Annotated in this window: 20 protein-coding genes; 6 read left to right on the plus strand and 14 right to left on the minus strand. The window is 62.3% G+C overall.

Translation table 11 applies throughout. From position 1 onward, the window contains the following. The first annotated feature begins 38 nt into the window (after positions 1-38). Positions 39-2,723, plus strand: coding sequence for a DNA mismatch repair protein MutS (mutS, locus tag PQQ95_RS08435; RefSeq protein ID WP_408436777.1), 2,685 nt, complete (start codon positions 39-41; stop codon positions 2,721-2,723). After that, entirely contained in the window at positions 2,710-4,092 is a 1,383-nt protein-coding gene (locus tag PQQ95_RS08440; RefSeq protein ID WP_408436998.1) for a hypothetical protein, read from the plus strand. Before mutS ends, PQQ95_RS08440 begins: the two co-directional genes overlap by 14 nt. Here the strand turns inward: PQQ95_RS08440 and PQQ95_RS08445 are convergent. Further along, entirely contained in the window at positions 4,072-4,614 is a 543-nt protein-coding gene (locus PQQ95_RS08445) for an FKBP-type peptidyl-prolyl cis-trans isomerase (RefSeq protein WP_154565123.1), read from the minus strand. The two genes, PQQ95_RS08440 and PQQ95_RS08445, sit on opposite strands and share 21 nt — an antisense overlap. Before the next feature lie 32 nt (positions 4,615-4,646). On the opposite strand from PQQ95_RS08445, the gene PQQ95_RS08450 reads away from it, so the two are divergent. Together PQQ95_RS08450 and PQQ95_RS08455 are read left to right on the plus strand one after the other, a co-directional pair. Next, on the plus strand, positions 4,647-5,897 hold the full coding sequence (locus PQQ95_RS08450; protein WP_408436779.1) for a JmjC domain-containing protein: 1,251 nt from the start codon (positions 4,647-4,649) through the stop codon (positions 5,895-5,897). A gap of 231 nt (positions 5,898-6,128) precedes the next feature. Next, positions 6,129-6,392: a hypothetical protein gene (locus tag PQQ95_RS08455; RefSeq protein WP_115780318.1), complete on the plus strand. Its 264-nt coding sequence runs from the start codon at positions 6,129-6,131 to the stop codon at positions 6,390-6,392. A 149-nt stretch (positions 6,393-6,541) separates the two neighbouring features. Here the strand turns inward: PQQ95_RS08455 and yoaA are convergent, their stop codons facing one another. The 3 genes from yoaA to PQQ95_RS08470 form a co-directional block, all read right to left on the minus strand. Beyond that, positions 6,542-8,782 carry a DNA repair helicase YoaA gene (gene yoaA / locus PQQ95_RS08460; RefSeq protein ID WP_408436781.1) on the minus strand — a complete coding sequence of 747 codons (2,241 nt, stop codon included), beginning with the start codon at positions 8,780-8,782 and terminating at the stop codon, positions 6,542-6,544. A gap of 63 nt (positions 8,783-8,845) precedes the next feature. After that, complete coding sequence (locus PQQ95_RS08465; protein ID WP_408436782.1) at positions 8,846-9,064, minus strand: DUF465 domain-containing protein; 219 nt, start codon at positions 9,062-9,064, stop codon at positions 8,846-8,848. A 135-nt stretch (positions 9,065-9,199) separates the two neighbouring features. Continuing rightward, complete coding sequence (locus PQQ95_RS08470) at positions 9,200-10,153, minus strand: hypothetical protein (protein WP_408437000.1); 954 nt, start codon at positions 10,151-10,153, stop codon at positions 9,200-9,202. Here PQQ95_RS08470 and PQQ95_RS08475 point away from each other — a divergent pair. Together PQQ95_RS08475 and PQQ95_RS08480 are read left to right on the plus strand one after the other, a co-directional pair. Beyond that, entirely contained in the window at positions 10,104-10,343 is a 240-nt protein-coding gene (locus PQQ95_RS08475) for a hypothetical protein (RefSeq protein ID WP_408437009.1), read from the plus strand. The genes PQQ95_RS08470 and PQQ95_RS08475 overlap by 50 nt on opposite strands. 135 nt (positions 10,344-10,478) lie before the next feature. Beyond that, a complete protein-coding gene (locus tag PQQ95_RS08480) occupies positions 10,479-12,830 on the plus strand; it encodes a Tex family protein (protein WP_408436784.1) in 2,352 nt (783 codons plus the stop codon). A gap of 158 nt (positions 12,831-12,988) precedes the next feature. On the opposite strand, the gene PQQ95_RS08485 is transcribed toward PQQ95_RS08480, so the two are convergent. The 10 genes from PQQ95_RS08485 to der all read right to left on the minus strand — a co-directional run bounded on the left by PQQ95_RS08485 (position 12,989) and on the right by der (position 24,276). Then, the gene (locus tag PQQ95_RS08485; protein ID WP_408436785.1) at positions 12,989-14,875 is read right to left on the minus strand and encodes a potassium transporter Kup; all 1,887 of its coding nucleotides are present in this window, start codon (positions 14,873-14,875) and stop codon (positions 12,989-12,991) included. 302 nt (positions 14,876-15,177) lie between these two features. Further along, positions 15,178-15,768 (minus strand): phosphoribosyltransferase, encoded by a 591-nt coding sequence (locus PQQ95_RS08490; protein WP_408436787.1) that lies wholly within the window; start codon positions 15,766-15,768, stop codon positions 15,178-15,180. Positions 15,769-15,771: 3 nt separating this feature from the next. After that, on the minus strand, positions 15,772-17,118 hold the full coding sequence (locus tag PQQ95_RS08495; protein ID WP_408436788.1) for an adenylosuccinate synthase: 1,347 nt from the start codon (positions 17,116-17,118) through the stop codon (positions 15,772-15,774). Positions 17,119-17,320: 202 nt separating this feature from the next. Further along, positions 17,321-18,472 carry an ATP phosphoribosyltransferase regulatory subunit gene (locus tag PQQ95_RS08500; protein ID WP_408436790.1) on the minus strand — a complete coding sequence of 384 codons (1,152 nt, stop codon included), beginning with the start codon at positions 18,470-18,472 and terminating at the stop codon, positions 17,321-17,323. A gap of 247 nt (positions 18,473-18,719) precedes the next feature. After that, entirely contained in the window at positions 18,720-18,911 is a 192-nt protein-coding gene (locus PQQ95_RS08505) for a DUF2065 domain-containing protein (protein ID WP_011488937.1), read from the minus strand. Between the two features lie 44 nt (positions 18,912-18,955). After that, a complete protein-coding gene (gene hflC / locus PQQ95_RS08510; RefSeq protein WP_408436791.1) occupies positions 18,956-19,858 on the minus strand; it encodes a protease modulator HflC in 903 nt (300 codons plus the stop codon). A gap of 12 nt (positions 19,859-19,870) precedes the next feature. Beyond that, complete coding sequence (gene hflK / locus PQQ95_RS08515) at positions 19,871-21,244, minus strand: FtsH protease activity modulator HflK (RefSeq protein ID WP_408436792.1); 1,374 nt, start codon at positions 21,242-21,244, stop codon at positions 19,871-19,873. A gap of 49 nt (positions 21,245-21,293) precedes the next feature. Beyond that, the gene (gene hflX, locus PQQ95_RS08520) at positions 21,294-22,490 is read right to left on the minus strand and encodes a GTPase HflX (protein ID WP_408436794.1); all 1,197 of its coding nucleotides are present in this window, start codon (positions 22,488-22,490) and stop codon (positions 21,294-21,296) included. 58 nt (positions 22,491-22,548) lie between these two features. Next, the gene (hfq, locus tag PQQ95_RS08525) at positions 22,549-22,785 is read right to left on the minus strand and encodes an RNA chaperone Hfq (protein ID WP_006051315.1); all 237 of its coding nucleotides are present in this window, start codon (positions 22,783-22,785) and stop codon (positions 22,549-22,551) included. Between the two features lie 153 nt (positions 22,786-22,938). Next, the gene (gene der, locus PQQ95_RS08530; protein ID WP_408436796.1) at positions 22,939-24,276 is read right to left on the minus strand and encodes a ribosome biogenesis GTPase Der; all 1,338 of its coding nucleotides are present in this window, start codon (positions 24,274-24,276) and stop codon (positions 22,939-22,941) included. Between the last annotated feature and the right edge of the window lie 310 nt (positions 24,277-24,586).

The raw sequence follows: 24,586 nt of genomic DNA on the forward strand, positions 1-24,586 counted from the left end.
CTCACGCCCTGAACAGCTAACGCAAAAAGACACCGAGGATGGGCATTCAAACCGCAGCGGCCAATGACGTCGCACAACACACGCCGATGATGCAGCAGTACCTTCGCATCAAGGCGGATCATCCGGGCACGCTGGTGTTCTACCGGATGGGCGACTTCTACGAGCTCTTTTTCGAAGACGCGGAAAAGGCCGCGCGTCTGCTCGATTTAACACTTACGCAACGCGGCGCCTCGGCGGGCAATCCGATCAAGATGGCGGGCGTGCCGCATCACGCCGTCGAGCAATATCTGGCCAAGCTGGTGAAGCTCGGCGAATCCGTCGCGATTTGCGAACAGATCGGCGATCCGGCTACGTCGAAAGGGCCGGTCGAGCGCAAAGTGATGCGTGTGGTCACGCCGGGCACACTGACGGACGCAGCGCTGCTGTCCGACAAGAGCGACGTCTACCTGATGGCGCTGTGCGTCGCGCATAACCGCCGCGGCGTCGCAACGAGCGTCGGGCTCGCGTGGCTGAATCTGGCGAGCGGCGCGTTGCGTCTCGCCGAAGTGGCGCCCGACCAGGTGGCCGCCGCGCTCGAGCGGATTCGTCCCGCGGAAATTCTGGTGGCCGACGCCCCCGCTGACTCCGCGAGCTGGACGCCGCCCGTCAACGCCGGCGCCCTCACCCGCGTCCCCGTCTGGCACTTCGATATCGCCTCGGGCACGCAGCGTCTGTGCGATCAACTGGAAGTGGCCGGCCTCGACGGCTTCGGCGCGCACTCGCTGACAGCGGCATGCGGCGCGGCCGGCGCGCTGCTGCTGTATGCAGCGGCCACGCAAGGCCAGCAACTGCGCCACGTGCGCAGCCTGAAGGTCGAGTACGAGTCCGAATATATCGGGCTCGACCCCGCCACGCGCCGCAATCTCGAACTCACGGAAACGCTGCGCGGCACTGAATCGCCCACGCTGTGTTCGCTGCTCGATACTTGCTGCACGACCATGGGCAGCCGTCTGCTGCGTCACTGGCTGCATCACCCGCCGCGCGAAGCCGCTGTGGCGCAAGCTCGTCAGCAGGCCATCGGCGCATTGCTCGACGCACCACTGAGCGCAGGCGTCGACACGCTGCGCGGCGCGTTGCGGCAAATCTCCGACATCGAGCGGATTACCGGACGTCTCGCGCTACTGTCGGCGCGGCCCCGCGATCTGTCGAGCCTGCGCGACACCTTCATCGCGTTGCCCGAATTGCGCACGCAACTCGCGGCCGTTTCGTCCAATGCGGATTCGCTGGCGCGTATCGACGCGTCGCTGGAACCGCCGCAAGCATGCGTCGAGCTGCTCAGGCGCGCGGTCGCGCAGGAGCCCGCCGCAATGGTGCGCGACGGCGGCGTGATCGCCCGCGGTTACGATGCGGAACTCGACGAGTTGCGAGATATTTCGGAGAACTGCGGGCAGTTCCTGATCGACCTCGAAATGCGCGAACGCGCGCGCACCGGTATCGGCAATCTGCGCGTCGAGTACAACAAGGTGCATGGCTTCTATATCGAAGTCACGCGCGGCCAGACTGACAAGGTGCCGGACGACTACCGCCGCCGTCAAACGCTGAAAAACGCTGAGCGTTACATCACGCCAGAACTGAAGACATTCGAAGACAAGGCGCTGTCCGCGCAGGAACGCGCGCTGGCCCGCGAACGCTCGCTTTACGACGCGTTGCTGCAAGCGCTGCTGCCGTTTATCCCGGACTGCCAGCGCGTCGCGGCGGCACTCGCCGAACTCGATCTGCTGGCTGCTTTCGCCGAACGCGCCCGCGCGCTCGATTGGGTCGCGCCGACGTTTTCGCCGGATACCGGCATCGAAATCGAACAAGGCCGGCATCCGGTTGTCGAGGCGCAGGTCGAGCAATTCATCGCTAACGACTGCACGCTCACACCCGAGCGCAAACTGCTGCTGATCACCGGCCCGAACATGGGCGGTAAATCGACCTTCATGCGGCAGACCGCGCTGATCGCGTTGCTGGCCTACGTCGGCAGCTATGTGCCCGCACGCCGCGCGGCATTCGGTCCGATCGATCGCATCTTCACGCGAATCGGCGCGGCGGACGATCTGGCCGGCGGCCGCTCGACCTTCATGGTGGAAATGACGGAAGCCGCGGCGATCCTGAACGACGCCACGCCGCAAAGTCTCGTGCTGATGGACGAGATCGGGCGCGGCACGTCGACGTTCGACGGCCTCGCGCTGGCGTGGGCCATCGCGCGGCACCTGCTCTCGCACAACGGCTGTCATACGCTGTTCGCCACCCACTACTTCGAATTGACGCAGTTGCCCGCCGAGTTTCCGCACGCGGCCAATGTGCACCTGTCGGCAGTCGAGCATGGGCACGGCATTGTGTTCCTGCATGCGGTCAGCGAAGGGCCGGCAAATCAGAGCTACGGTTTGCAGGTCGCGCAACTGGCCGGTGTGCCGAACGCGGTGATTCGCGCGGCCCGCAAGCATCTCGCGCATCTCGAACAGCAATCGGCGGCACAACCCGCTCCGCAACTCGATCTGTTCGCGGCGCCCATGCCTATGCTGCTAGAAGACGCCGACGACGAACCTGGCGACAAGCATGCAGCTGCGGTGTCGCCGGCCATGCAGGCACTTGTCGAGCGTCTGCGCGCAATCGATCCGAACGATCTGCGGCCACGCGAAGCGCTCGATCTGCTGTATGAACTGCACGAGCTGGCCGCCGCGCCGGATGCAGATCATTGACGCACACAGGCCCTTGCAGCGCCCGCGCAAACTTCGCGCGGCGCTGAGCAACGCCCTCACGTTCGCGGGCGGCCTTGCGTCGCTTGCGTCGCTTGCATCTCGAACATCGCTAACGTCACTCGTGGTGCTCGCAGTGACTGCCCCGCTCGCGCACGCTGAAACGCCGCGCTTTGCCTTCGCGGTCATCGCCAGCACGATGCAAAGCCCCGCTGACGAAGCGCCCACACAACGTCTGATCGAGGCAATCGGCCGCGACCGCGAGCTCTCGTTCATCGTCTACGACGGCAATCTGAAGGGCGCGAAAGAAGCCTGCCGCGATGCGTTATACGAACGGCGCCACGCGCTGCTCGAAACATCCCGGCCCGCCCTCTTCTTCATTCCGGGTCAACACGACTGGGCCGACTGCGGCACGGCGGAGGCCGGTGGCTTCGACCCGGTCGAGCGGCTCGATCAACTCCGTCAGACTCTCTTCACCGACGCCACGTCGATGGGTCAGAATCCGATCGCGTTGACGCGCGAGAGCGAAGTGTCACGCTTTCGTCCGTTCAGGGAGAACGTGCGCTGGCAAGTCGGCGACACCGTGTTTGTCGGTCTGAACGCGCCGAGTCCGAACAATCACTATCTGACTGCGGGCGGCCGCAATGGCGAGTTCGAAGATCGCGTAATCGCCAATGCGTTCTGGCTCGAACATGCCGGCGAATATGCGAAACGCCGCGACGCGCGCGCGATTGTCATCTTCATTCAGGGCGACCCCGATCCGGAGCGCTACGAACGGCCCGACCGGTTCGCGTGGCTGCGCTTTGCGCGGAACACGCGCCGCGACGGCTTTCTGGAATTCAAACGCAGCCTCGTCAAACTCGCGCAGATTTTTCGCGGACCGGTGCTGGTGATTCATTGCGACGACGAACACGCGAGCGCCGGCTTCGTGATCGATCAGCCGCTACGCAATGACAAGGGAGTGCTGGTGACGAACCTCACGCGTGTCGCGCTTGCGCCGCATGATCGTCTTAACCAGTGGATTCAGATTGAAGCGGACCTCGGCAAGAAACCGCCGTTCCGCGTGAGTGTGCGCGATGTGCCGAAACAAATGCCAATGCCGGCAGCACCGCCGGCGCCGCAGCGCGAAGAGCCGGCCGCTTCGATGCCGGCCGTGCCGGCCTTGAGCCCGGCTTCCGAGTTGCCGCCGTTGCTGCAGACACCTGGGCAGCAGCAACCGGACCAACAGCAACACAGACCGGCAGATGAAGGCAACGGCGAATATGGTCCCGCCATGTCCGCCCCGCCTGCCTCGGCCGTTTTGCCGCACGCACCGGGTGTGCCTTCAGGCGCTCCCGGCACGCCCGCCAGTTCAGTGCAGCGTGGGCCCTGACTTGTCGTCTTCAGCTTCGTCGTCATCGTCATCGAGGACTTCGAGGCCGTCGGCGCCATGCGCGTGTTCGTGCTGGATTTCGTCTTCCGTAGCCGGACGCACGTCCTTCACGGTCAGCGCGAAACGCAGCGCCATGCCGGCGAGCGGATGGTTGCCGTCGAGCACGACTTTGTCTTCCGCCACGTCGGTTACCACGTAGACGAGCGAATCGAGATCGTCATCGCCTTCTTCCGGCGTGCCTTCGAATTGCATGCCGACTTCGAGCGGTTCCGGGAAGCGATCGCGCGGCTCGATCTTCACGAGATCGGGGTCGTACTCACCGAACGCGTCTTGCGGCTCGAGCTGGATCTGGGTCTCGAAGCCGGCCTCGTGGCCGTCGAGCTCTTCCTCGATCTTGGGGAACGTGCCATCATAGCCGCCGTGCAGATAGACCATCGGCTCGTCGCTTTCTTCAATCAGATTGCCCTGCGCATCCGATAGCTTGTAAGCGACCGACACGACGGTGTTCTTTGCGATTTTCATTCGATTCTCCAGAATACAACTCACATTATACGATGCCCAAGCGGCCCACTGACCACCCGGCCGATGCACCTTCGGCACGGAATTCTTCACCGGCGTCAAAGCCGGCTCGCCCTATTCTCCCGCCGTCGCCCGACACGCCCACGCCCTTGCTCGGCAATCTGACGCCATCGCAATTCATGCGCCGGTACTGGCAAAAGAAGCCCCTGCTGATCCGCCAGGCGATCCCGAACGTAGAGGCGCCGCTGTCGCGCGAGGAATTTTTCGAGCTGGCCGATCAGGACGAAGTGGAAGCACGTCTGATCACGCACTTTCGCAACAAATGGCAACTGGAGCACGGCCCGTTCGCGCCGGATGAATTGCCGTCGGTCAAGCAACGCGCCTGGACACTGCTCGTGCAAGGCGTGAATCTTTACGACGATCGCGCGCGTGCCTTGCTCGACCGCTTCCGCTTCGTGCCGGACGCGCGTCTGGACGATCTGATGATTTCGTATGCGAGCGATGGCGGCGGCGTCGGCCCCCACTTCGATTCCTACGATGTGTTTCTTTTGCAAGTAAAAGGCAAGCGCCGGTGGCGGATCGGTGCGCAGAAAGATCTGACGCTCCAACCGGGTTTGCCTTTGAAAGTTTTACAGCATTTCGAGGCCGAAGAGGAATGGCTGCTCGAGCCGGGCGACATGTTGTATCTGCCGCCGCATATCGCGCATGACGGTGTCGCCGAAGGCGAATGCATGACCTGCTCGATCGGTTTTCGCGCCCCGTCTGCGGGCGAGTTGACCGCGCAGTTCCTTTACCATCTGGCGGAACGCGGCGACGCCGCCGTACGGCCCAATGCGCTGTATCGAGACCCCCAGCAAGCCGCCGTCGAGCGTCCGGCAGAATTGCCCGCCGCTTTGATCGAACGGGTTGGTGCGATCCTTGCTGGCGTTAAATGGAGTGACCGGGACATTGCTTCGTTCCTTGGAACGTACCTTAGCGAACCCAAGCCGAGTGTCGTCTTTGATCCACCGCAACGACCGCTCAATGAGGCCCGTTTCATCAGTCAGGCATCGAAGTCCGGTATTCGGCTCGACCGAAAGACTAATTTGTTGTACAACCGCCGTTTTTTCTTCGTAAATGGAGAGGAAACACCGTTTGATGGTGCAAAAAAGTGGTTGTTTGACCTCGCTGACCACCGGTGTATGAGTGCGAAACGCTTTGTAACACTCTCACACGATTCGTCGGTGACAGCACTGCTTCACGAGTGGTATTGTGCGGGCTGGATACAAGTGGGCGAGCTTGCGTAACTCTGCCCGCCTGTTATACCGTACTGTGAAATTTTGTATGAGAAAGACAACGTATTGACCCCGGATTTATGGATTGTCAGTACGAAAGTGCATATAATTTCCGCCCAAGCCGTAGGGAAGATTCTAGCTCGTCAAAAGAGCGTCTCCACCAGCGGCCCAGGTCGGTGTTGGAGCACATTACCGGTATTATTTTGCGCTGTTGCTTACCTTTAACCATAAAAGGACGTGATCATGAAGAAATCCCTCCTCGTAGCATCCCTGTTGGCAGCTGTGGCACTGGCTGCATGCAACAAGAGCAACGATCAAGCCGCTGCACCGGCTGCTAGCGACGCTGCTGCCGCTTCGGCACCGGCTGCTGCTGCTTCGGACGCTGCTGCTGCTGCGTCGGGTGCTGCTGCTGCTGCGAGCGACGCTGCCGCTTCGGCTACGACCGCTGCTTCGGACGCAGGCGCTGCTGCTTCGGCTGCTGCTCCGGCTTCGGGCGCAAGCCAGTAAGCTGTCGCATAGGGTTCGCCTCCGGGCGAAAACTGCTCCGGGAAATCATTTCGATTTCCTGAGGCAGTAAAGCAAAACGCCACGGATTCACATCCGTGGCGTTTTGTCATTTAAAAGCCCGTTTTTTACAACGGTCTGCACTTAATCCGCTATTGAGCCGGCGTTGCATTCTCTTCGAAAAACTCGCGTACGACTTCGATCTCACGTGTGCGCTTGAAAGGCGGCAGGCTCTGCCATATACGGCGCCCATACGGTTTGTCGACGAGACGCGTGTCGCAGATCATCAGCACGCCGCGATCGGTCTCAGCGCGAATCAGACGGCCTGCGCCCTGCTTGAGCGTAATCACAGCCTGCGGCAGCTGATGCACTGCGAACGGACTCAAGCCCTTCTTCGTCAGCGCATCCAGACGCGCCGACAATACGGGGTCGTCAGGCGGCGCAAACGGCAGCTTGTCGATCACGACCAGCGAGAGCGCATCGCCGCGCACGTCCACGCCTTCCCAGAAGCTCTGGCTGCCCACCAGAATCGCATTGCCGTACGAACGGAAACGATCGAGCAACTCGGTGCGGCTGGCGTCACCCTGCACGAGCAGCGGATAGTCCCAGCCACGCGCCTCGATGGTGTCGCGCAGTTTGGCCGAGATGCGGTCCACGGCGCGCAACGTCGTGCACAGCATGAAGACGCCGCCGCCCGATGCTTCGATCGCCGGCAATGCAGCGTCGAACACGGCGTCGGTGAACATGGGCGACGAAGGCTGCGGCAAATTGCGCGGCACGTACAGAAGCCCTTGCGTCGGGTAGTCGAAGGGGCTCGGCAGCGTCATCGACCGTTTTGCGTTCAGGCCCATCTGCGCCGCATAGTGCGTGAAATCGCCACGCACCGACAATGTCGCCGACGTGAAGATCCACGCGCGCGGCACGCCCGCGCGCTGCTTCGCGAAGATCGGCGCGACTGAAAGCGGCGTTTCGTGCAACTGCACCGTATGCGCGAACACCTCGATCCAGCGCACCTTTTCATTCGGATCGGCACGTTCGGCCTTGGCGTCCGCCGCGGCTGTGTCAGCGGCTGCGCGTTCGGTCTCGGTGGGCGGCGTGGTCCAGCCCGCGAGCACGCCTTGCAGTTCGCGTGCACGGCGCAAACACGCCCCGATCGATTCGGCGCGCTCGGCCTGACCGGCCAGCGCGGAAGTCAGTGCATCGAGCTCGGCTTCCAGCGTTTCGAGTGCGGGGAATAACGGGTGATCGTCGGGCAGCTGACCGATCGACAAGCGCACTGAGTCTTCCTTGAAAGCAAGCCGCACGTCACGCGCCGCGCGTTCGAGCGTCGAGCCGAGCTTCACCCAGTCGACCGATTCGCGCGCATGACCGAGGCCCTCCGCCACGGAATCACGCGCGAGCTCGAGAAATTGCGTGGTGGAGAGCGTTTCGCCGAAAAACAGCGTCGCGGTTTCCGGCAGTTGATGCGCTTCGTCGAAGATGACCGTATTGGCCGTGGGCAGCAATTCAGCCATGCCGGTATCGCGCAACATGATGTCGGCGAAAAACAGATGGTGATTGACCACCACGATGTCGGCCTGCTGCGCCTCGCGACGCGCCTGCATCACGAAGCATTCCTTGTAGTGCGGGCACTCCTGGCCAAGACAATTTTCACGCGTGGACGTCACCATCGACCACACCGCCGCCGTTTCCGGCACGCTCGCGAGTTCGGCCTTGTCGCCGGTGCGCGTGATCTTGGCGAAGCGAATGATGTCCTGCAGATACGAGGTTTCCTGGCGCGACGGCAGACGGCCGTTATCCGCTGTGCGCTGCAGATAGTAATGGCACAGGTAGTTCGCGCGGCCCTTGAGCATGGCCACCGACACCGGCACGGCGAGCGCATCGCGCACGGTCGGAATGTCGCGCTGAAAAAGCTGATCCTGCAAATGCTTGGTGCCGGTGGAAACGATCACCTTGCCGCCCCACAACATGGCCGGCACGAGATACGCATAGGTCTTGCCGGTACCTGTTCCCGCTTCCACGATCAGCGTGTTTTCACTGCCGTCGAGACCATTCGACTCGTCGCTGTCGGCGGCTTCGGCTGCAGCATCCGCGCCCGGCGATTGCAGACGCCGCGCCGGACGCTTTTGCGCCTCGAACATCGCGGGTTCGGGCATCGCGCGGCCCGACGCTTCCATGGCCGCCGCGACGGCGCGCGACATTTCGATCTGCGATGCGCGCGAGCGATAACCGTCGATCTGACGGGCAAGCAGGCCGTTATCGGCGAAGATATCGTCCAGTTCGGCGGCGCGGCGTGGATTCAATGATGCGGAGAGCGCAGACGCGGGGGTGCCGGCCGCCGGAGCGTCGTCGCCCGCCATGGCGCGTGGTGAAGTGTCGAGCGGTGAATTCAAGGCAAGCGTTTCCTGCAAAGTCCGGCGCGCGCGGCGCGACCCGGCGCCTGCCAGGCCGCGAACTCAGGCGCGTACGTCCGGTTCGAGCTGCAATTGCAGCAAGATGATGGTGTCCTTGACTTTGAGTTTGCGCTTTTTCAGGCGCTGCAACTCGAAGTCGTCGATGCCAGGCTCATCCGACATTCGGTCGATCAATCGATCGAGCCCACTATGCTCCGATTCAAGTTGCAGAATACGGTCGCGCAGTGTGTCCGCGGTGATGACGTGATGTTGATCGCGCATGCTCGCCTCCTCTCGTATGCGGCACAGGCTGCCTATGCAGCCCGATGCCTGAGGTTGCTGTCCGGCTTAAAACGCGTTACGGCGACTACTGACTACTGTCTGGCTATGACCCTGCCAGAACCCGCTACAGCACACCTACTGTTGTTGCTGTTGCTGCTTTTGCTGTTCTTCAAGTTGCTGCTGTTCTTTCAACTGGTCCTGACGTTTCTGTTCGGCTTTCTCGGCCGCCTGCTTCTGACGGGCCTCGACGTCGGCTTTGTGCTGCGCTGCGTCGGCCTGCTTCTTCTCGAAGCTCTGCTGCTTCTCCACTCGCTCCTGCGCCTTTTGCACGCCTTGCTGATGCGCTTCGTCGAGCTTGCGCTGAAAGTCGCTCTGCTTCTGATCGTAGGCCTGGCTGTTGGCCGCGGCCTTCGACGGACTGATGCCGCGCTGCGCCTGATCCAGTGCGTGCTGTTGCTGCTTGTCCTGATAAGCCTGCGCGTTGGCGCTGCGTTGCGGCGCCTCGGCGGCGCGTTGCGCCTGGTCGATCTGGTGCTGGCGCTGCTTGTCCTCGTAGGCCTGCGCGTTACGCGCGTCGTCGGCGGCGCGCTGCGGCGCGCTGGCTTCGTCTTGCGCGCGTTTGAGCGCCGCCTGCTCGTCACGCTCGCGGGCGTGCTGGGCACGCTGTTCGCCGTCGAGCGCGAGCTGTTCCTTGCGAATATCGGCCTGCACGAGGCGCATACTGTCGCGCGCCTTGTTCAGACAATGGTTGACGAAGAACTTACTGTAGCAATCGTGTTCGGCGACCGCGTACCGGTAGTTGTTTTCCTCCGAGCGCTGATCGAGGACTTTCTGCCGCGCGTCAAATGCGCTATCGAGCGATACCGCGTTGCCGGCGTTCTCAGCGTTGCCGGCGTTATCCGCGCCCGCGGCGTTCATGGTGTCCGTTGCACCCGCTGCGCCCGTTGCGCCCACTGCCCGCGCACCCGAAGCGGCGACCGGCGCAAGACTGCTGGCGGCCTCGAGCGGCGCTGCGGATTGCGCCACGGCCGGCGCCGACATGACCAACATCGCGGCTATTGCACACAAAACGTGCGAAGCGATAAACATCCCATTGGACGGGCGCGCTGACTTGAACACGGGCCGCGCCGCCGGCACGAACGACGAACACGCCAAACGCGGCGACAAGAAAGGCGGCAATTGTGACAAGCGGGAGCCCAGGCGGTTGAGGGACAAAGAGGTTGGCAACGTCGTAAATGGTCAACGGAACATGCCCGAAATTCTATCACCCTGCGGTTGAGCCCTTTTGCATTTATGGCAAAATGCCCCGCTCCAGCAACCTGGTCGCAGCGCGCACGCCCAGCGTGCAGCGGCGTGCCCGACGTGCGCCGTCACCGCGCGACCTTTGATTGAGTAGCAGGAACACCAAGACCTTATGACGGAAACCGTAGCACTCAAGATCGTACAGCGCATCGCCGCCGAACTGTCCGTCCAGCCGCGCCAGGTCGCGGCCGCGGTGCAACTCCTCGACGAAGGAGCGACTGTTCCGTTCATCGCCCGCTACCGGAAGGAAGTGACCGACAATCTCGACGACACGCAACTGCGTAATCTCGAGGAACGCCTGCTGTATCTGCGCGAGCTGGAAGACCGGCGCGCCGCGATCATCGCGAGCATCGACGAACAGGGCAAGCTCACCGACGAGTTGCGCACCGCGATCGAAGGCGCCGACAGCAAGCAGGTGCTGGAAGATCTGTATCTCCCGTACAAGCCGAAGCGCCGCACACGTGCGCAGATCGCTCGCGAAGCCGGCTTGCAGCCGCTTGCCGACGCGCTGCTGGCCAACGCCCTGCTCGACCCGCAAACCGAAGCCGCCGCCTACGTGGACGCCGAGAAAGGCGTTGCCGACGTGAAGGCCGCGCTCGACGGTGCGCGCGACATCCTCTCCGAACAATTCGGCGAAACCGCGGATCTGCTCGGCAAGCTGCGCGATTACCTGTTCAACCAGGGCGTGGTGTCGTCGAAAGTGGTCGAGGGCAAGGAAAACGCGGAAGAAGAGAAATTCCGCGATTACTACGACTATGCGGAAACTATCCGGACCGTGCCGTCGCATCGCGCGCTGGCCCTGTTCCGCGGCCGCAATGCGGGCGTGCTGATGGTCAAGCTGGGTCTCGGCGAAGAACTCGACGCGCAGGTGCCGCATCCGGGTGAGGCGTTGATCGCCCGCCACTTCGGCATCGCCAATCAGAACCGCCCGGCCGACAAGTGGCTCTCCGACGTGTGCCGCTGGTGCTGGCGCGTGAAGGTGCAGCCGCATATCGAAAACGAACTGCTGACCAATCTGCGCGACGAAGCCGAACATGAAGCCATTCGTGTGTTCGCGCGTAATCTGAAGGACTTGCTGCTGGCCGCGCCGGCAGGCCCGAAGGCCGTGATCGGCCTTGATCCGGGCATGCGCACCGGCGTGAAAGTCGCGGTCGTCGATCGGACCGGCAAGGTGCTCGCCACCGACGTGATTTATCCTCACGAGCCGCGCCGCGACTGGGACGGCTCGATTGCGAAACTGGCGCGCATCTGCGCACAGACGCAGGCTGAGTTGATCAGCATCGGCAACGGCACGGCGTCGCGTGAAACGGACAAGCTCGCGAGCGAACTGATCGCACGGCATCCGGAGTTCAAGCTGCAGAAGATCGTCGTGTCCGAAGCCGGCGCGTCGGTGTACTCGGCCTCCGAACTCGCGGCCAAGGAATTCCCGGACATGGACGTGTCGCTGCGCGGCGCGGTGTCGATTGCGCGCCGACTGCAGGATCCGCTCGCGGAACTGGTGAAGATCGAACCGAAGGCAATCGGCGTCGGCCAGTACCAACATGACGTGAATCAACGCGAACTGGCCCGCTCGCTCGACGCGGTGGTCGAGGATTGCGTGAACGCGGTCGGCGTGGATGCCAATACGGCGTCGGTCGCATTGCTCGCGCGCGTCTCGGGTTTGAACGCCACGCTGGCTCGCAATATCGTCGACTATCGCGATGCAAACGGTCCGTTCCCGTCGCGCGAACATCTGCGCAAGGTGCCGCGTCTGGGCGACAAGACCTTCGAACAGGCCGCCGGGTTCCTTCGCATCAACAACGGCGAGAACCCGCTCGACCGCTCGTCGGTTCACCCGGAAGCGTATCCGGTCGTGGAACGCATACTCGCGAAGATCAGCAAGCATGTCGGCGAAGTGCTCGGCAATCGCGAAGCACTGCGCGGCCTGTCGCCGGTGGAATTCGTCGACGACCGTTTCGGCCTGCCGACCGTGCGCGACATTCTGCTGGAACTCGAAAAGCCGGGCCGTGATCCGCGTCCTGAATTCAAGACTGCGACTTTCCGCGAAGGGGTCGAGAAGGTCAGCGATCTGACGCCGGGCATGGTGCTCGAAGGCGTCGTGACGAACGTGGCGGCCTTCGGTGCGTTCGTCGACGTCGGCGTGCATCAGGACGGTCTGGTGCACGTGTCGGCCATGTCGACGAAATTCATCAAAGACCCGCACGAAGTGGTCAAGGCCGGTCAGATCGTCAAGGTGAAGGTGCTGGAAGTCGACGTGAAACGCCAGCGTATCGCGTTGACCATGCGTCTGGACGACGAGTTCGGCGCGGCGGCCGCGCAGCGCAGCGGTGGCGGCGCCCAGCAGGATCGCGGCGGCTCCGGTCGTTCGGGTGGCGGTGCACGCGGCGCGCAGCAACAGCGCTCGCGTGAGCCGGAAGCAGGCGGCGCAATGGCCGCGGCATTCGCCAAGCTCAAACAGAAGTAAGCGGGTGTGTCAGCGCGTGATTCGTTCACGCGTTGACACACTGACGTCCACGAAATCGAGTGGCAAAAAAAGCCCACGCAATTGCGTGGGCTTTTTTATCACTTGCCGCTTGCCGCGTCTCGGCATGCAAGGCGCGTCCAGCGTGAGTGAGTCCGTCGTCAAATCTCGATCTTCGTCCCCAACTCCACCACCCGGTTGGCCGGAATGCTGAAGAAGTCGGTCGGTTTGGCTGCGTTCTGATGCATCCAGGCGAACACACGTTCGCGCCACACCGACATGCCCGGCAATTGCGTCGGCACCACCGTTTCGCGCGCCAGGAAGAAGGACGTGTCCATCATCTCGAAGGTCATGTCGTGCGTGCGGCCTACCTCGAGCAGCACCGCCTTCACGTCAGGCGTTTCGTTGAAACCATACGCCGCCTTGACGAGATACAGGCCGCCATTGAGGTCCTTGACCGTCACGCGCTCTGCATCGTTCACATACGGAATGTCGAGCGTCACGAAGGTCAGGAAAATGGTGCGCTCGTGCAGCACCTTGTTGTGCTTCAGGTTGTGCAGCAAGCTCACCGGCACGAGCGAATCGCTGCCCGTGAGATAGATCGCCGTACCCGACACACGATGCGGCGGATGCGCGAGCAGGCCCTGCAGGAACGGCATGAGCGGAATACCGTCAGCCGCCGTGCGCTCCTTGACGATCAACCGGCCCTTGAACCACGTCATTAGCAGGAAGAACAGCAGCGCGCCAATGCCGAGCGGCAACCAGCCACCTTCCGCGACCTTGAGCAGATTGGCGCCGAAAAAGCCCAGGTCGACCGCCATGAACACACCGATGATCATCGCCACGAGGAACTTGTTCCAGTTCCACACGTTCACCATCACGACGCAGGCGAGGATCGTGGTGATCACCATGGTGGCCGTCACCGCGATACCGTACGCGGCGGCGAGATTGTCCGAGCTCTTGAACGCGATCACGATGCACAGAATGATGAACAGCAGCATCCAGTTCACCACCGGCACATAGATCTGACCGATCGCCAGTTCCGACGTATGCAGAATCTTCATACGCGGCACGTAGCCGAGTTGGATCGCCTGGCTCGTCAACGAATACGCGCCGGAAATCACCGCCTGTGACGCGATCACGGTCGCCACCGTCGACAGCACCACGAGCGGCAGCAGCGCCCAATCCGGCGCGAGCAGGAAGAACGGATTTTCGATCGCCTTCGGGTCGTGCATCAACAGCGCGCCCTGGCCGAAATAGTTCAGCACCAGCGAAGGCATCACGAGGAAGTACCAGGCCATGCGGATCGGCTTTGCGCCGAAGTGGCCCATATCGGCATACAGCGCTTCGGCGCCGGTCAGCACCAGCACGACCGAGCCCAGCACCACGTAAGCCTGCAACACGTGCGCCGCCATAAAGGTGTACGCGTAGTACGGATTAAGCGCGCGGATTACATTCGGCGACTGCAGAATGTGCCACAAACCCAGCGCGGCGAGCACCAGAAACCACAGCACCATGATCGGGCCGAACAGGCGGCCGACGGTGGCCGTTCCATGCCGCTGAATCCAGAACAGCAGCACGAGAATCACCATCGTGAGCGGCAGCACCAGATGCGATAGATGAGGCGCCGCGATCTCAAGACCTTCGACCGCAGAAATCACCGAAATGGCGGGTGTAATCACCGCGTCGCCATAGAACATGCAGGCGCCGAAGATGCCGAGCATCATCAGCAAGCCGGCCATTTTCGATTTGTGGTCAAGCGAGCGCAGCGCCAGCGCCATCAGCGCGAGGACGCCGCCTTCGCCGTTGTTGTCGGCGCGCATCACGAACAGCACGTACTTGACGCCGACCACGATCACGATCGCCCAGAACAGCAGCGAGATCACGCCCAGAATCGATTGATCGGTCAGCGGAATGCCATGTGCAGGGCTGAAAGCTTCTTTCAGCGAGTACAGCGGACTCGTGCCGATATCGCCGAACACCACGCCGATCGCGGCAATCGCGAGGGAAGGCAGAGGCTGTTTGTGCACGTGATTGTTATCTGTCATAGACGCGAGGAAATCCGTTCCCTGAGCGGAAAAAACGACCGCTATTCTAAACTGCCCGCCTAGCGCCGCCCGGCTTGTTGTGGATACACCACGTAGAGGGTCCGCGCAGTGTAGCACCGCGATTTAGGCGCGTCTGCTGCGTCAGGCGTTTCGCCAGCGCGGCATGCACATTTCGCGCAGCGCCGTTTACAGGACACCTACGGCGGACACATAACGGACATAAAAAAACGGAGCCCAATTGGGCTCCGTTTTGCAGACACTGCACGGGATACGACGCAATACACACGACGTCGTAGCGCGCATCACGTGCCCGACGACTCCTGGTCCTGCTGCATACCGCGCTTGATCCACGCGCCGAGGTTATGCGGACGAACCGTGTCCCACTCCTCGAACGGCTGGTGAATCCACGGATTGGTGGGCAGGTATTGCACATGGTAATCCGGCTTCACTTTCGAGCAGCCCTTGTACCAGAGCACCGCCGAGCGCACCGCGGTGATTGCCGGATAGCGGTCCTTCAAATGTTGCTGCACGCGTGCCAGCGTCACACCCGAATCAACCAGATCGTCGACCAGCAGCACATTGCCATGCAACTCGCCGCGCGTCATCGTGATGTATTGCGCGATGTCGAGCTCGCCCTGCTCCGTGCCGGCCGCCTCACGATACGAACTCGTGGCGAGAATCGCCAGCGGCAGATCGTAAATACGCGAGAGCTGGTCGCCGACACGCAAACCGCCGCGAGCGAGACACAGAATCTTGTCGAACTTCCAGCCCGACTCGTGCACTTGCAATGCCAGCAGTTCGATCAGCCGGTGATACTCGTCCCAGCCGACCCACAGGTTCTTGTCATCGTTGCGCGGATCTTTCATCGCAATCATGGGTACACCTTGCACCATGGCTTAAACCTTGAACGGATGACGCAACAGAATCGTTTCGTCGCGATCGGGACCGGTCGACACCATGTCGATCGGAATGCCCGCGACTTCCTGGACGCGCGTCAGATACGCACGAGCGCTGGCCGGCAGCTTGTCCCATTCGGTGATGCCGACGGTGCTTTCCTTCCAGCCCGCGAAGGTTTCGTACACCGGCACGCAACGCGCGACTTCCGATGCGCCACGCGGCAGCAGGTCGACGTTCTTGCCGTCGACCGTGTAGCCGACGCACAGCTTCACTTCGTCGAGGCCGTCGAGCACGTCGAGCTTGGTCATGCACAGACCCGACACGCCGTTGATCTGGATCGAGCGGCGCAGTGCTGCGACGTCGAGCCAGCCGGTGCGGCGCGGACGGCCGGTGACCGAGCCGAATTCCTTGCCGACCTTGGCGAGTTCCAGGCCGATCGGTTCCTGACGCGCGGCGTTATCCGCGTCGTACAGTTCGCTCGGGAACGGGCCCGAACCGACGCGCGTGCAATACGCCTTGGTGATGCCGAGAATGTAGTTCAGCTTTTGCGGACCGACACCCGCACCCGCGGTTGCCGCACCGGCCACGCAGTTGCTCGACGTGACGTACGGATAGGTACCGTGGTCGATGTCGAGCAGCGTGCCTTGCGCGCCTTCGAACAGCAGGTTATTGCCGGCTGCGTTTTCGTCGTACAGACGGCGCGACACGTCGGTCACCATCGGCTTCAGACGGTCTGCATAGCTCAGCATCGTGTCGAGCGTTTGCTGGAAGTCGACCGCGTCGGCGCCCAGGTATTGCGTCAGCACGAAGTTGTGATAATCGAGATTTTCACGCAGGCGTTCGGCGAAGCTTTCCGGCTCGAACAGGTCTTGCACGCGCAGACCGCGGCGCGCCACCTTGTCTTCGTAGGCCGGGCCGATGCCGCGGCCGGTGGTGCCGATCTTGCTCGCGCCACGGCGCGCTTCGCGGCCCTGGTCGATGGCAATGTGGTACGGCAGAATCAGGGTGGTGGCTTCGGAAATGAAGAGGCGATTCTGAACATCGACCCCGGCGGCTTCGAGCTCGCCAATTTCCTTGAACAGCGCTTCCGGCGACAACACGACGCCATTGCCGATGTAGCACGCGACGCCGGGATGCATGATGCCCGACGGAATCAGACGCAAGATGGTTTTCTTGCCGCCGATGATAAGCGTGTGACCGGCATTGTGACCGCCCTGGAAGCGAACGACGCCTTGAGCGTGGTCCGTCAGCCAGTCGACGATCTTGCCCTTGCCTTCATCACCCCACTGGGTTCCCACGACGACGACGTTGCGCCCGGGGTTCACATTCACTGCGCTGGCAGACATGTTGTTTCGTAAGCTGGTTAAAAACGTATTCTACCTATGTTCGCGGAACCTTCCGAATTTTTCCGTTTCCGCTCAACGGTATGCACGTTATGGTGGGTATTTCGAAAATAGCGCGGCGAGGAGCCACGCCGGGTCAGGCGACGCTTTGGACGCCTTCTCAAATGCCCTCGGGATGCCCCTCAGGCGGTCCATCAATTCGCGCTCAGGAACGGGGTTCGACGACCCACGCGCCGTTGCGCTCGACCAACACGCGGTCGCAGGCGAATTCGTCCAGATCGTGCTCGTGGCCGGGCAACGCCTGGATCACGACCTCACCGGCGTTGCGCAGGGCGCCGACGCTGGTGCGCAATGCTTCGTCGTGCTGCCACGGCGCAAGAATCGCGCTGCTGCGGGCTTCAACCGGCGAAATGCGAGCGACTTCGCGCAGATCGAGCGAGAAGCCGGTTGCCGCGCGCGCACGGCCGTACGCCTGGCCGACGTGGTCATAACGGCCGCCGCGCGCAACCGCGTTCGGCACACCGTCGACATACGCGGAGAACATCACGCCGCTGTGGTACGCATAGCCGCGCAAATCGGCCAGGTCGATCATCACTTCGGCACCGTCCACCTGGCTCGCGAGGAATGCGAGGTCGTCGAGCGCGCGGGCGATGGCCGGTGCGTTCGGCAAGCGTGCACGGGCTTCGTCGAGTACCGACGCGTCGCCGTAGAGCGTGGGGAGTGAGCGCAATGCGTCTCGTGTGACTGGCGTCAGATTGGCGGTCAATTCGACGAGGCGCGGCACATCCTTGCCGGCCAACGCGTCGTAAAGCGATTGACCCAGTTCGGCAGCAGCAGGCTCGCCTTCGATCAACGCAGCGAGCACGCCTGCATGACACAAATCGAGCCGCACTTTCGCGAGACCGGCCAGACGCAGCGCGTCGAGCATCAACTGCTGGATTTCCAGATCCGCTTCGAGACCGGCGTGACCGTAGATTTCGGCGCCGATCTGGATCTGCTCACGCGTGGCGTGCAGGCCGCGCGGACGCGTATGCGCCACGTTGCCGGCATAGCAAAGACGCGTCACACCCTGACGATTCAGCAAGTGCGCGTCGATACGCGCGACCTGCGGCGTGATATCGGCACGCAGACCCAGCGTGCGCCCGGACATCTGATCGACCAGCTTGAACGTGCGCAGATTCAGATCGTGCCCGCCGCCGGTGAGCAGCGACTCGATGTACTCGAGCAGCGGCGGCATCACCATCTCGTAGCCATACGAACGGAAACGGTCCAGCAAATGGCGCCGCAACTCTTCGATCTTGCGGGCTTCCGACGGCAGCACGTCGGCGATATTCTCGGGAAGTAACCAGGTCGACATCGATACAGTCCTACGACGTTGAACACGGCAGCTGAGTGCGCCGGTGAGTGAGTGTGAATGGCGGGCGACGGCTCTATTCTGGCGGCTGTCGCGGGTATCGGAACAGCCCTTCGCGGCCCTCAGACAACCGTGGCCTGCGCCGCGCCGAAACGCCCGTTCCTGCCACGCCCGCTGGTGCCACGCTGAGGTTTGCCGCCGGTAGGGCTAACAACAACCGCGCACAGCGGCTGCGCGGTAGAGCGCCCCTTCAGGTCACGATAAACAGCAGGATCAATCCGAGCACCATCACGATCAGTCCGCCGATGCGAATCTGATGCGGCGGCCGTTCCGCTATTTTACGGAACGTGTCGCGCCAGGCGCTCGGGAAAACGAAGGGAAACATCCCTTCGATAATCAGCATCAATGCGATCGCGAGCAGTAACGAGCCGGCTATGTCCATGCGAATGAAAGGGCCGCGATGCGGATGCCGCGGCGTTCCGGTTATCAGTGTTTGCGCGGTGTCGCGGAAGCGTCCGGGGCGGCGGCGCCGGTCGGGCTACGCATGAAGCGGAAGAACTCGCTGCTCGGGTCGACCACGATCACGTCGCCCGGCTTGAAGGTGTTCTTGTACGCCTGCATGCTTTGATAAAACTGGTAGAACTGCGGGTCGCTGCCGTATGCCGCGGCCGCAATTTCCGCTGCCTTGGCATCGCCCTCGCCCTTGATGGTCTGCGCCTGACGATAGCCGTCCGCGAGAATCGCCTGTTGCTGGCCGACGGCATCCGCCTTGATCTGGTCGGCTTCGGCCGTGCCCTTCGCACGTTCGTCGGCAGCCGCCTGCTCGCGCGCGGCGATCATCCGCTTGTAGACCGAGTCGGCCATCGCCGCGGGGAAATCGACGCGTGTCAGTTGCACGTCAAGCACCGAAACGCCTAGCGATGCCGCGGCCTTGCTCATCGTGTCGCGCGCTTCGTCTGCGACGGCTTGTTGCTTTGCCAGCGCATCGGTCAGCGTGACCTTGCCGAACGCGTCGCCAAGCGCGCTGCGCGACAGCAACGCGAGGCGATCAGCCAGACTTTGCACATCACCGCGGGTTTCAGCGAGCAGCTTGAGCGGATCGGTCACGCGGTATTTGATGACCGGGTTCGCCAGCAGATCGGTTTTGTCCGACGTGACATAACGGTCTTCATCCGGCGCGTCGAGCGACTGAATGCGGTTATCGACCAGCGTGACCGTTTGCAACGGCGGCGGCAGTTTCACGTGCAGACCCGGGCCGAGCAATTCGGGCGCGGTGTCACCATGCGAGGACAGCACAGCCATATGCCGCTGGTCGACCACGAATACCATCGACGATGCGGCAAACAGCACGATGACGACGGCAACGACGAGCGCAATAATCTTGTTCATGATGTGCGCTCCTTATTGAACGTCGTCTTCGCGCATACGGCTGCGGAAGGAGTCGCGTGAACGCAGTGCGTCGCTGCTGGCTGCGGCCTGGCTGGCAGGCGTTGCAACCGCGGCGGGAGCGGAAGCGGCGGCAGCCGGTGCACCAGCGCTGCTCGCGGCTTGCGGCGCGGCAGCACCCGACGCAACGGCAGCGCCGGAAGCGGCCGCAGCAGCGTCGGCTACGCGCTGGCGAGTCTGCTCGACCAGCTTGTCGAGCGGCAGATACAACACGTTGTTGCCGCTCTTGCTGTCCACAAACACCTTGGTCGTATTCGAATAGATCTGCTGCATGGTTTCCAGATACATGCGCTCGCGAATCACAGCGGGCGCTTTCGAGTACTGCGCGTAGACCTGCTTGAAGCGCTCGGCATCGCCTTGCGCCTGGGCCACGGTCTTGTCGCTATACGTTTTCGCTTCGTCGACCTGACGCGCCACATCCGCTTGCGCGCGCGGCAGCAGATCGGCGGCATAGGCCTGCGCCTCGCGTTTGGCGCGTTCGTTGTCCTGACGCACCTTGGCGGCATCGTCGAAAGCGGCCTGCACCTGGTCGGGCACCTGCACGCCCTGAATCGTCACGCCGGTCACGGCAAGGCCAGACTGGTATTCATCCAGGGATTGCTGGATCGACGCCATCAGCTGCTGGCGAATTGTTTCGCGATCCTGATAGAGGATGTCATTGGTGCTGCGCGCACCGACGATGCTGCGCACCGCTGCCTGCGCGGCCTGCATGACGCTCTGATCGGGATCGACGCTGCGGAAGAGATAATCGGTCGGCTTGCTCACCTGGTACTGCACGGCAAAGCGCACGTCGACGATATCGGCGTCGTGCGTCAGCATCGACGCGTCCTTCACGTTGGCGAGACGCACCACGTTGTTACGGCCGATCTCCACCTGACGGATCTGGCCGATATTGACGAGCTCGTGCCCCTCGAACGGATACGGCAGCCGCCAATGCACACCCTGCCCCGCGGTATAGCGATACTTGCCGAACTGCATCACGACGCCGGCCTGGCCATCCTGTACGACGAACACGCCGCTGCCGAGATAGATCGCGATCAGCACGCCGATCACAATGCCCACGCCAATGCGCGCGCCGCGGCCGTTGTCCGGACGTCCGCCACCCGTACCGCCGCCCTTGCGGCCGAACACCCGGCTCAAACGGCGGTTGAAATCGCGCCACATCTCGTCGAGATCGGGCGGGCCTTCACCGTCCTTGGTGGGCGGACGCCTGGGTTCATTGGGTCGTTGGCGGTCGCCATTGCCGTCGCCCCGGCCCCAGCGCGGATCGTTAAGTGAAAGCATGGCGCGCATGCGCAGCCAGATACTCCGCTCGTTGTAATCGTTCACCTGTGTTCGTTCACCAGAGTAGACAGCGGGTCAGTGCAATTGGAGCGGGTCAGTGCCCGAGTTCTGAGACCTTATGGTCCTTAGGGTCCTCGCGTGGTGCTGCGGGCCGGTCGTCTTCCGACAGATCGACCAGCGTATCGGCGAGAGGTTCGGCAGTAGCGATTTCAGCGATGGCAGCGCGCAATGTATCCAGCCCTTGCCCCGTGCGCGCGCTCAAAAAGACGCGCGAAATATTACCATACTCATCCCGCTCGACCGAGTCGCCACGGGCCGCCAACTCCGGCACGGCGTCGATCTTGTTGAACACCAGCACCTGCCGGATCGTGTCCGCACCAATTGCGTGCAGCACCTCGTTCACCTGATCGATCTGATCGAGACGCACGGCGCTCGACGCGTCGACCACATGCAGCAGCAGGTCGGCGTGGATGGTTTCCTCGAGCGTGGCGCGGAAAGCCGCCACCAGTTGGTGAGGCAATTCGCGAATGAAACCGACGGTGTCGGACACCACCACCTGGCCGGCTTCGTCGCCCAGATAAACGCGCCGCGACGTGGTATCCAGCGTGGCGAACAGCTGATCGGCGGCGTACGCCTGGGCCTTCGTCAGCGCATTGAACAGCGTGGATTTGCCCGCGTTCGTATAACCGACGAGCGACACGGACATCGTCTGATTGCGGCTGCGCGCGCGGCGCTGCGTGCCATGCTGGCGGCGCAGTTTTTCGAGGCGGGTTTTGAGCGCCTTGATCCGCTCGCCGATCAAACGGCGGTCGGTTTCGAGCTGCGTTTCGCCTGGGCCGCGCAAACCGATACCGCCTTTCTGGCGTTCAAGGTGGGTCCATGCGCGGATCAGCCGCGTCGATAAGTACTGCAGTTGCGCGAGTTCCACCTGCAGCTTGCCTTCGTGGCTGCGGGCGCGTTGCGCAAAAATATCGAGGATGAGGCTGGTACGATCAATCACGCGGCGGTTAAGCGCCTGCTCCAGATTGCGCTGCTGCGCAGGAGCCAAAGCGTGATTGAAAATGACGAGTTCGATGTCGTTCGCCTCACAGGCAAGACGCAACTCTTCGGCCTTGCCGCTGCCGACGAACATCTTGGCATCGGGACTGGACCGGCGCCCCGTGAGGGTGACTAAGGGATTCGCGCCCGCACTTTGCGCGAGCAGGCTGAGTTCTTCGAGGCTGGCTTCGAAATCGATCTTACCGAAGTCGATGCCGACAAGCGCTGCATTGATCAAATTGGAGGGTATCAAAATGAGGCGGCCGGGAGTAATCGCCAACGGGCGACGCTACGCCGGCCGCGGACAGGGGTTAGGACTGTTCGGAATCCGGGTGGAAATTCACCGGACGGGCAGGCACGACCGTAGAAATTGCGTGCTTGTAGACCATTTGGGTGACCGTATTCCGGAGCAACACGACGTACTGGTCGAACGATTCGATGTTCCCTTGAAGCTTGATGCCGTTGACCAGATAGATCGACACCGGCACATGCTCTTTACGCAGTGCGTTCAAAAACGGGTCTTGTAACAATTGCCCTTTGTTGCTCATAGCAAACTCCGTATTTTTTTGCAGGTTGACTGAATTGACGACGAAGAAAAAGAGATCCGCCGTCAACCGCTACACTATAGCCGATTTTCATTTTTGCGCGAGAGACCCGGCCTCGCGGCCAAACCCAGCACACACGCGGGTTTCAGCCTGAATTTAGCCTTTATCCGCGTAAGGGTTCGTCGACGATCTGAACTCTATGCGCAATGGAGTCCCAGTCAGCTTGAAAGTTTCCCGGAAGCGGTTTTCGAGGTAGCGTTTGTACGTTTCGGTGATCGCATCGAGCGCATTGCCGTGAATCACGATGATCGGCGGATTCTGTCCGCCCTGGTGCGCGTAACGCAATTTCGGGCGCACCGGACCGCGCCGGCGCGGCTGCTGGAATTCCACCGCATCGATCAGCGCGCGCGTCAATTTCGGCGTCGGCAGCTTGGCCATGGCGGCCGCGTAGGCGTCGTCGACCGAGCGCATCAGCGGGCCGATTCCGGTTTTTTCCGCAGCGGAAATGAAGTGGAATTTGGCGAATTCCAGAAATTTTAGTTTGCGTTGCAAGTCGGCTTTGGTGCGCTCGCGCACATGCGGATCGAGACCGTCCCATTTGTTCACGCCCACCACCAGCGCACGGCCCTGCTCCACCACGAAACCGGCGATGTGCGCGTCCTGTTCGGAAATGTCCTGCTGTGCATCGAGCAGCAGGATCACGACGTTCGCGTCCGAGATCGATTGCAGCGTCTTCACCACCGAGAATTTCTCGATTGCTTCGAACACCTTGCCGCGGCGGCGCAAGCCGGCCGTGTCGATCAGCGTGTACGGCTTGCCCTGACGTTCGAAGTCGACGTAGATCGAATCGCGCGTGGTGCCCGGCATATCGAACGCGATCACGCGCTCCTCGCCCACCAGCGCATTGATCAAGGTCGACTTGCCGACGTTCGGCCGCCCGACGATCGCGATCTTCACGCCACGCGTTTCTTTTTCCTCGTCGCTCTCTTCCGGCTGCCCGGCGTACGCGACGCCGAGGGCCTCGTTGATCATTTCGGTGACGCCGTCACCGTGCGCCGCGGAAATCGCGCGCGGGTCGCCGAGACCGAGCTCGTAGAAATCGGCGGCCACCGTGGTGTACTTCATCCCCTCCGCCTTGTTGACGACGAGGAAAATCGGCCGGCCAACCTTGCGCAGGTAATCAGCGATCGTCTTGTCCTGCGGCGCGAGACCGTTGCGGCCGTCGACGATGAACACGACGATGTCCGATTCCTCTACCGCCTGGCGGGTTTGACGCGCCATCTCGTGCAGGATGCCTTCTTTCGCGACCGGCTCGAAGCCACCGGTATCGACGACCAGATACGGCCGCTCGCCGGCGCGCCCTTCGCCGTAATGGCGATCGCGGGTGAGACCGGGCAGGTCGGCAACCAGGGCATCACGCGTACGCGTGAGACGGTTGAATAGCGTGGATTTCCCCACATTGGGGCGCCCAACCAGGGCAATAACGGGTTTCATCAGATGTTGTTCACGGTGAAACGCGGGATCGAAATCGACCGCCCGCGTAGCGACGCCATGCGGCCGCTACACGGCAGCGTTTGACGAAAATTATCACGAATTCGGCCAGCCCCGGATGTGCTGTCAATATGCGCACCCGGGCGGACGGGGGGTTGGCTGTATGGGGCGGCGCCAACGGGCCGCCAGGTTCAGTCTTTCTTGCTCAACGGCTCGCACGACAGTTCGATACGATTCTCTGCCGTATCGACGAAGTCTACGAAGGCGCCGCTGAAGGTGGCGCCGCAAGCAGCCACCGATGGCCACATGGGCC

The sequence above is a fragment of the Paraburkholderia caffeinilytica genome (assembly GCF_046030355.1).
GTDB classification, from domain to species: Bacteria; Pseudomonadota; Gammaproteobacteria; order Burkholderiales; family Burkholderiaceae; genus Paraburkholderia; species Paraburkholderia caffeinilytica_B.